Below are 8,177 nucleotides of genomic sequence, written 5' to 3'. Positions count from 1 at the left end.
TGTGTCTTTGAGCCGGTTGTTCAACCGGCTTCTTGTACTGTGCATTTTCTCCAGCCTGGCCAACGGGTTGGCTGGAGCTTTTCTGTTTTGCCATCCCCCTGCTGGGGTTTGGCGCCCTGCCGGTGAGTGCGGAGGGATGGCAAAGCAATAAGGAGTGTTCTGTTATGCAGACACACACATCGTATTACCCGTCATGCTACTTATCTTTGGTGACCGCTTGTGTACCGGAGAGGGCGGTAGCGTGGTGTTTTGACAGGTTTCTGGCGCAGTTTCGAGAGGTGATAGGGAGATATCATGGCTAATCAGACCGGATTGCAATTCACCGTGAAGGTGGGCGCACTGCCTGCCACCACGTTTGTTGTGGCAAGTTTTACGTTGCATGAGGCATTAAGCGATCCGTTCACCCTTTCATTGCAACTGGCGAGTAGTCAGCCGGATATCGATTTTGGTGCGGTACTGGATCAACCTTGTGAGTTGCTGGTGTGGTACAACGGCGAGTTGCAGCGACGTGTGAACGGTGTGGTGAGTCAGTTCGAACAAGGCGACAGCGGTTTTCGCCGAACGCGCTACAGCATGGAAGTCAAACCTGTGCTGTGGCGATTGGGTCTGCGTCATAATGCCCGTATTTTCCAGGCCCAAAAGCCGGAAGAGATCATCGGCGCCCTGCTACAAGAGCACGGCATTACCGACTACGCCTTTGCACTCAAGCATGCTCATGTGCAACGGGAGTACTGCGTACAGTACCGGGAATCTGACCTTGAATTCATTAATCGCCTCGCCGCAGAAGAGGGGATGTTCTACTTTCATGAGTTTGAAGCTGGCAAGCATCGTCTCGTGTTTGCAGACGATGCCGCAGCGCTCACCGATGGGCCTGCGCTCTTCTTCAATTTGGGCAACCGCTCACTAGAGCAAGGGCCTTACATTCGTCAGTTCCACTATCGAGAAGCAGTGCGTCAGGCTGAAGTTGAACTCAAGGATTACAGCTTCAAGACCCCGGCCTATGCCTTGTCCCACAAGAAGATGGGGGCCGAGCTGGAACATCAGCGCGATACCTACCAGCACTTCGACTACCCTGGGCGCTTCAAGCAAGACCCCAGTGGCAAATCGTTTACCCAGTATCGGCTTGATGCACTGCGCAGGGATGCCATGGCAAGTCGAGGCCAATCAAACTGTGCGGCGCTGTTGCCGGGCCAGACTTTTGCATTGAGTGAGCACCCAAATGCAGCGTTGAATACCGATTGGCAAATCGTCAGCATTGTTCATACCGGCAAGCAGCCCCAAGCACTGGAAGAAGAAGGCGGCGATGGTGCGACAACGGTGACCAATGAGTTCTCGGTTGTGAAAGCGCTGCAAACCTGGCGACCGCTCTTACCACATAAACCCATGGTAGATGGTCCCCAAATTGCCACAGTCGTGGGGCCTTCCGGTGAAGAGATTTATTGCGACAAATATGGCCGGATCAAGCTGCAGTTCCCATGGGATCGCTATGGTGCCAGCAACGACCAGAGCTCTTGTTGGGTGCGTGTCAGCCAAGGTTGGGCGGGTGGCCAATATGGCATGATGGCGGTGCCGCGTATCGGTCACGAAGTGATAGTGAGCTTCCTCGAAGGAGATCCGGATCAGCCCATCGTGACAGGGCGGACTTATCACGCCACCAACCAAACCCCCTATGTATTGCCCGAACATAAAACACGGACACTGCTGCGAACCGACACACATAAGGGCCAAGGCTTCAATGAGCTGCGCTTTGAAGATGAAGCGTCGAGAGAGCAGATTTACATCCATGCCCAAAAAGACATGGATGTGGTCATCAACCATATTCATCGCCAAAGCGTGGGACTGGATCAGCATTTGACAGTCAACCAGGACCAGTTCCAGCGGGTGGACCGCCACAGCCATCGCACGATAGCGCAAGATGATGTTGAACAAATTGGGCAGGATCATCACCAGCTGATCGGCCGCCACTTTGTGCAAAAAGTGATGGCTTCATTCAAGCGATTTATCGGTGGGGGCGAGATCACTCATCTGGATGGTAGCCGCCAGACCTCTATTTCTGGTGGGGAAGAGTTGGTCGTGGGGGCACATCAGCGAGTAGTGGTGGGTTCAGACAGCTATCTCAAAGCCACAGACATTGTGCTGGAGGCGGGACAGGCACTGACCATCAAGGGGCCCGGTGGTTTTATCAAGCTTGATGATGCGGGAGTCACCATCTCGGGCAATGTGGTCAAGATCAACGATGGTGGCTCACCCGGTGCTGGTACGGCGCCGGTCGCCATCGAACCGGAAGCCCCCAATAAGCCCACCCTGCCGGATGCCCCGGATCGTCGCTAAGGAGTTATTATGCCAAGTGCTGCCCGATTAGGTGATAGCTGTGCCGGTCATGGCTGTTTTCCGGCGACCCCCATTATTGCGGGTAGTGGCGATGTCATCATCAATGGCAAGCCAGCAGCACGTAAAGGGGATGCCGTGTTGCTCCATGCTTGCCCCTGTCCCAACATGCCTCATGGCATTCATAGTCGCGCCATCTCTGGTGGCTCCAGCAACGTGTTTATCAACGGTAAGGCGGCAGCAAGGGTAGGCGATGCCATTGGCTGTGGTGGCTCTGTTGCGGCAGGCAGTGGCAATGTGGTCATCGGGGATACCCCCTATCAATCACCGGCCAAGCGCTGCGCTGAGCAAGCAGCCAAAAAACGGCTGCCCTTGTTGGCGCTCTCGCCCATGCTGGTGCCCTGGCAAACACTGCTTGAGTGGGCAGCTCCCGTCGCCTTGCCAGAGGTGGAAAAAACTTTGACCGAGGCACAGCGCAAGCTGCGCTATCAGGCGCGTAAACAATTATCCGAGCGTGCCGCCAAGGTGCCGGGATTGGCAGATGCAGGTAAACGTCTGGGCTTTAACAATGACAGTATTCTGCGTGCTGAGGCTGCGCAGTATGTCTATGCCGTTGATGAATTTAATCGCGGTGCGCGAACTGGCTTGCCTACGGCTCCTGTTGGCCTTTCTCAGGTAGATACCAAGAAAATACCTGGCCTGGAAAAAGCGGAATTTACGAATAAAACGACAGGATTTGGTGCCGCTTTGTTCAAATCCTCCATCAATAACGAGACCATGCTCACCTATCGGGGCACCAACAATGCAGTCACCGGTCGATTGGACTGGATGACCAATGGAGCTCAAGGAATAGGCTCTGAAACAAAGCAATACAATCAGGCAATGGATTTGGCGCGGCAGGTCAAACGGACGGTTGCTTCACCTTCATCCCCGTTGGTTGCCGTAGGACATTCATTAGGGGGAGGATTGGCCTCCGCGGGGGTTGGTGCTACAGGACTGCCCGGTTATACCTTTAACGCCGCTGGACTACATGCCAATACGGTGAGTCGTAGAGGGGGTCTGCCTCTGGACAGAGTAGGTGAGCTGATCACAACCCAGGCAGTAGACGGTGAGGTGCTTACCATGGTGCAAGGAGTGGGGAAACTGGCAGTGCCTACCCTGTTTGCCGGGATTGGCGGTGCATTGGGCGGGTCAGGCGGTGCGGCGGTTGGTGGTGCCTTGGGGGGAATGCTGTTAGCAGGGGGGGCGCTCCCCCCTGCTGCAGGCAAGATGTTACCCTTGCCCTCGCAAGGGGGAAACCCCGTCGCTCGCCATGGTATGGAGCAAGTGATTGCCGGGATTGAAGCGCAGAAGAGTGAGGATATCGGCACTATTACCAGCAAACTTGGAGGAGTAAAATGATATGGGTTTCTCGTTTGAAAGTACTTTGCGTAGGAGTGCTGGGTTTGTTATCGGCATGCCAAGTTGGAGGAAAAAGTATGCAAGCCAGTGAGTTTTTCCCCGCCCCGGTAGTGAAAGTGCTGGACGCTATCCAACGTGGTGATGAAGCCGCAGCCCGTCGTCAGATTGAGCAAGGTGTCAATCTCAATATCCAGGGAGAGGAAGGGTTAACACCACTACTCTGGTTAGTTTATGAGACTAAGGATTACAGGGCTGTAAAACTGGCTCTTAAAGTAGGTGCCGATCCCAACTATAAGAATGGATTCGGTGAAAATATTGTGAGCTCTGTTGCGGGTTCCAAATATCCAGAACTTCTGGAGGTCGCATTGGATGCAGGCGGAGATCCTAATTCGTTGGGGGAGAACGGTGTCCCCGCAATATTTAATGCCATCGGAGAGACGCGCTGGGCTGATATCAAGTTATTGGTGAAACGTGGTGCAGATCTTAATCTGACCGACGGTCCTGGCCGTAATAGCGCGCTATATGGCGCATATATTGATAAGTATGAGGTTGTCTATTGGTTGTTGCAGAATGGTGCCGATTATAAGGTGAGGGACAGCGGGGGGTCTGATTTGGCTTTCTCGGTAGAAGATAGCTTGTCACTGATGGATAAGTCCTCTCCTCAGTATCCTTGGGCTCTTAAGGTAAAACAATTTTTGATTGACAAAGGTGTGGAATTTCCCCCACCGACGCCTGCCGAGGTGCGCGAGCGCTGGGCCAAGGGTGAGAAGATATAGTGATATGAGACCAATGGGGCAGGAAAGACTGCCCTATAACCTCGACATTGAAGGTAATGTTTTTTGTGACTTTACCGACGCCCCCATTATCATTACCGCCCTTCTCATTATTAATCAATTCATCATATTCAGATATGATAAGAACCGCCAATTAACTTAATAGTTAGACAAGTGGTACTAATGTCATTACCTATATTCGATATAGTCCGAAATGAGACTGCCAATGTGTATTCCATTATTGACCTCAGCAGGCTAGAAGGTGGCATCACTTATTGGAAATCCCTGTATCGACAATGCCTGGGAGAGTGGCGGCTATTGCCCAATGACTATGGTGTGCAGTGCTATCCGGTTACTGAATTACTATTGCTTTCTATAAAAGAAGGTTCAGCAACAGAAAGTCTGTTGTTGTGGCTATTATCCCATCAACACTACCCTGATACGGGCGTTGTGTTGTTTACGGCAGCAGACGAAATAGACGGCATGCAGCAAGCGTGTTTACTTCGCCATACTTGTTTTTATCCCGATGGGCGGCATGTCTTTTTCCCTTTTCATGAACCGGCTACGCTAAAAACTTGGCTGACAATGACCGATGTATCAACGAGGCAGCAGTTTGAATTTCCTTTTATGGATATATATATTCCCGAGATAGTCGATACATGCTATTCAACCTCACAGTTTGAGTGTGTCAGTACGTCAGTCTCGCTCATAAATATATCGTCACAAGTGTATGAAAACAGGTTGAGTACCGACGTTTATCGCGTACTGACCAATCAGGCGCGTTATCAACATTTGACCAGCGCGTTATTTGTTAGAGCCAGTGAATACTATCCATTTTTACTGGATATAACATGGCTGGAGCAGCGTTTCATAAGCGGTATTCTCTTGGCAAGTGAGTTGTATCCTACGGCATCTGAGGATGAGTGGGAGTCCTGGTCCGCACATCGCTGGATTATTGGGTCGGATTATTATCGGCACCCTCAGTTTATTAAATTGGTTTCTCACTATTCGTTATCGATGGCCATTAAAAAATTCAAGATGGATGCAGCGCTGGTCAGTGATTCCCGGGCCCATTTCCATCGACGTGAATGGATGTTTGGCCAGGCTGACGACAAAGGAGCGTAAGGCGTGATGGCAAACAAGGTGATGATATCTGGCAAGTATCGGGATGATGAGTGGCAGACGCTGTTGGATGGCCAAGGTCTGTTCATGTTTGCCGAGGCAGCCATCAACGAGGCTGTGCCTGGCTTGGCAGAAAAATGGGGCGGTAGCCTTGAGCAGACCAGGCTGTATTGGGGGGAGACGGGCGCGTTGCATAGTACCATCTCCCCCTACCTCATCCCCGTTCATCGACAAAATTGGCCAGAGCTCCAGCGCCTTGTCACCCATCAACCAGGCTGGGGAGTGCTGCTCCAACTCGACTGGTTTATGCTGGCCTATACGCCGCTACAACAGTTGCAAGCATTGCTGGCACATCTGCGCCAGTGGTCCTGGATAACAACCCCTGAAGATGAAACTGCCATCTTGCGGCTCAGTGACTGGCAGGTGGTTAAGCCTCTCTTGACGGCAAGCTCTCCTGCTGAGGCAACTGCGCTGTTTGGTCCCGTTGCCACCCTCATCGATATGTCGCCGGAGGGGAGTTGTGAGTATCTCCAGCTTATTGACCGGGTCGAACATGACCTCGCAGGGTGTGCACCACAACGGTTATCACCTGCACAGTGGACTGCATTGAACTCGCTATCAGAGAGCGTTGCACACGATGAGTATGTCGCGCATATCCAGGTGCATCATCCGGTGGTGAAGGAGTGGCAGTCAGAGCAGTTGTTCTCTTTCATCAAAGAGGGTGAGCAAGAGGCGCTCTCCCATGGGTTCAAAAATCAGCAGGATGTCATTCGCTTCTTGAGTCTAAAGCTGGAAATGCCTGCGGGATTTATGGCGCTTCCCTGGGCAAAAAAAATCATGGCAGAACCAGCTGAACTGATTGGGCAACAGAGCCGCATGGACAGGTTATTTGAGCAAGCACTCTGCGAGTTGGACAAGGGATAGGTTGAGGGAATCATGAGTAAAAATAAAACGGCTAATTTGCTATCCAGTGATGAAGCAGCCAAGAAAAACTTCTCAACCGATAACATCATCTCTGGTGGTTGCGTGAAATGTGGCTGCGAAGTCACTATTCATTATCACTATGATGATGGGAAGCCTGTTCCCAATGCACCGTTTGTACTGACTGACAGTAACAAGACTGTCATAAAAGGAAAGACGGATAGCAAGGGACTGTGTCGGATTTGTGATATGGGATGTGGCCCCTTCGAGTTGCTGTTGGAAGAAGGTAGCGACGAATTTAAACCGCAGGAAACACTACAGAACAACCCGGTATTTCAATCCAATCCCGATTATGCCGCACTGGCCGGTGAATACTTCACACTGTTTCTCATCCTGCGTCAGCAAGGGTTGATTGAATACGATAATTCAGACAGCAGTGCTGATGAGGTGGATGTCGATAATGTTGGCATGCTCGGTGGAGTTTTCAATAGTGTCCCGGATAAGTACAACCAGGCATACAAGCGTTTTTGGGCGCTGGATAAAAAAATAAATAATGGCAGTCGCGAGCTCAAAGTGGCGGTCAACAAGATACACCACAGTCTCGCTGCCGAGCTGGGTGATAAGGCCAGCAGCAATGAAGCGGTACTCTTGGTGTGTGAAGTACTGCTGGGTTTTGTTCCTGTGGTCGGTCAGGTCATCGACCTGTATGCGATTGGTGATTGGGGTTATGACACTTATGAATCACCGGAAAAGCTGGATGATAATATGCATCTCGCAGAGGGTGCATTGTGCTTGATTGGCATTATTCCTGGCCTTGGGGATGCCATCAAGGTCAGTGGCAAGGCCATTATTAAAGCCTTAAAACTGGGCGATAAAAAGTCAATTCAGTTTGCCATCAAGACCATCCGCAGTCTGTCCAATGGCAACCTGGTTAAAGGGTTGACGAAGCTACGCTCCCAGATAACAACATATGGTCAACAAGCCAAAGCTATCTTGCTACAGGTGATTGCAGCATTGAAGAAAATGTTGCTAGACCCTGCCAGCAATCGCTGGTTGATAGCCATGATGAAGGAGCAAATAACCGGGATTATCCATGCACTGGAAAAACTCTCGGCAAAATTTGATGCCTCCCTTGCTTATATCGCGGCGAAGTTTGACGAGTTTATTGGCAAGGTAGTGACCCGTGTCACCGGTTCGCCTCGAGCGAAGGGGCGAGCCGAATTGCCAGAAGGCTTTAATGCCGGTCGCAACAAGGGCGATGGACATGATGCAGGTAAACCATCAGTCGAAAAGACCAAAGCTGGGCAGGCAGATGGTAATAACTGTACCAATAAATGCCAGACGGAGGGCGAGCCAGTCGATATGGCCACCGGCTTTGTGTTCGAGCTGCGTGAAGATTGGCGTCTGGCCAGCTTGTTGTCGGTCGGATTGACCCGTTACTACCGCTCGGGTGGGCAACGTCGTCCGGGTATTCTGGGGGCTCTCTGGCGCACGGAATGGGACATGTCGCTGGAACTGCAAGAGGGCATGGTCATCTTCACCGATGGCGAGTTCAACCAGGCCTTCTTTACCCTGCCTGACGAAGGTGAATGGACACACAGCCCCTCCAACCCCGAGTGGCGGTTGACCCGC

At 51.7% G+C, this 8,177-nt stretch carries 6 protein-coding genes; all 6 read left to right on the top strand.

Going from position 1 to position 8,177, the window contains the following annotated elements:
* Nucleotides 1-294: 294 nt before the first annotated feature.
* Nucleotides 295-2,331 carry a type VI secretion system Vgr family protein gene (locus tag AACS18_RS22915; RefSeq protein ID WP_108613404.1) on the top strand — a complete coding sequence of 679 codons (2,037 nt, stop codon included), beginning with the start codon at nucleotides 295-297 and terminating at the stop codon, nucleotides 2,329-2,331.
* A gap of 9 nt (nucleotides 2,332-2,340) precedes the next feature.
* Nucleotides 2,341-3,729, top strand: a complete 1,389-nt coding sequence (locus AACS18_RS22910; RefSeq protein ID WP_108613403.1) for a PAAR domain-containing protein — start codon at nucleotides 2,341-2,343, stop codon at nucleotides 3,727-3,729.
* 77 nt (nucleotides 3,730-3,806) lie between these two features.
* A complete protein-coding gene (locus AACS18_RS22905) occupies nucleotides 3,807-4,505 on the top strand; it encodes an ankyrin repeat domain-containing protein (protein WP_108613402.1) in 699 nt (232 codons plus the stop codon).
* A gap of 225 nt (nucleotides 4,506-4,730) precedes the next feature.
* Nucleotides 4,731-5,627 carry a hypothetical protein gene (locus AACS18_RS22900; RefSeq protein WP_146184826.1) on the top strand — a complete coding sequence of 299 codons (897 nt, stop codon included), beginning with the start codon at nucleotides 4,731-4,733 and terminating at the stop codon, nucleotides 5,625-5,627.
* Between the two features lie 6 nt (nucleotides 5,628-5,633).
* Nucleotides 5,634-6,548 (top strand): DUF4123 domain-containing protein, encoded by a 915-nt coding sequence (locus AACS18_RS22895; protein WP_258228805.1) that lies wholly within the window; start codon nucleotides 5,634-5,636, stop codon nucleotides 6,546-6,548.
* Between the two features lie 12 nt (nucleotides 6,549-6,560).
* On the top strand, nucleotides 6,561-8,177 hold a 1,617-nt coding region (locus AACS18_RS23790), incomplete at its 3' end, for a DUF6531 domain-containing protein (protein ID WP_258228804.1).

This window comes from Aeromonas sp. HMWF015, assembly GCF_963878965.1.
In the GTDB taxonomy this organism is placed as follows: Bacteria; Pseudomonadota; Gammaproteobacteria; order Enterobacterales; family Aeromonadaceae; genus Aeromonas; species Aeromonas veronii.
This window is presented reverse-complemented; position numbering and strand designations above follow the sequence as displayed.

Coding starts and splice junctions, on each gene's coding strand:
- AACS18_RS22915 (WP_108613404.1), top strand. CDS start 295: ATGGCTAATCAGACCGGATTGCAATTCACCGTGAAGGTGGGCGCACTG.
- AACS18_RS22910 (WP_108613403.1), top strand. CDS start 2,341: ATGCCAAGTGCTGCCCGATTAGGTGATAGCTGTGCCGGTCATGGCTGT.
- AACS18_RS22905 (WP_108613402.1), top strand. CDS start 3,807: ATGCAAGCCAGTGAGTTTTTCCCCGCCCCGGTAGTGAAAGTGCTGGAC.
- AACS18_RS22895 (WP_258228805.1), top strand. CDS start 5,634: ATGGCAAACAAGGTGATGATATCTGGCAAGTATCGGGATGATGAGTGG.